Here is a 654-nt window from a genome sequence, read left to right as displayed (position 1 = left end):
TGGTCTTCTCCGCATAAGAACGCACGGCGAACGACGCGGCTACAACAATGATAATAGGGTGTGTCTTCGATACTTATTTGAGTTCTGCGAGGGCGTGGCATAAAAACCTCCTTGTTCAAGGCTCAATCAAAGCATAGCCGGAGGTTAACTTCTGCGCCATTAACGATGGGTGTCCTAGTCAACTTTCTTGCAATGAACCAACGGGCCCTCTAAAAAGTTTGCCAAAATCAGTCGTTAATTTTAGCCAGTTTTCGGCGGGGAGATTAAGCCTTTGTAAGATATTTTCAGCACTTTTAGACATAGCGCCTCGTTTATCTTCTCGGATAACTCTTCCGGTTTCATCCACCAACTCAAGGTAATCTTTAAAGCTGAACGCTATGCCTTTCGGTTGTTGTGCTCGCTCATTGCCAATAAACGCCAAAAGATGCTTAGGCTGCTCACCTTTCAGTGCAGCATTAACACGTAATTGGATACTGGTGTAGTCACTGTGCTCTGGAGTACTGGCCATCTTGGCTCTAACAGGGTTTAACTCAATATACGCCATACAAGCTAACAGTGCCGCTTCATCAAGTAAGGCCTGGCTTTTAAAGCGACCCTCCCAAAAATGCCCTGTGCAGTTATCCTCCATGTTGGCTTGCCTAGCGATGGGCTCAT

The 654-nt window shown here is 46.2% G+C and carries 1 protein-coding gene; it reads right to left on the bottom strand.

Going from position 1 to position 654, the window contains the following annotated elements; translation table 11 throughout:
- Nucleotides 1–178: 178 nt before the first annotated feature.
- On the bottom strand, nt 179–654 hold a 476-nt coding region (locus DVO77_RS18940; RefSeq protein WP_487247674.1), incomplete at its 5' end, for a transposase.

Origin of the sequence: Shewanella algidipiscicola, from assembly GCF_003605125.1 — a bacterium.
Classification (GTDB): domain Bacteria; phylum Pseudomonadota; class Gammaproteobacteria; order Enterobacterales; family Shewanellaceae; genus Shewanella; species Shewanella algidipiscicola.
The sequence above is the reverse complement of the archived record's forward strand: the minus strand, read 5'-3'. Positions and strand labels throughout refer to the sequence as shown.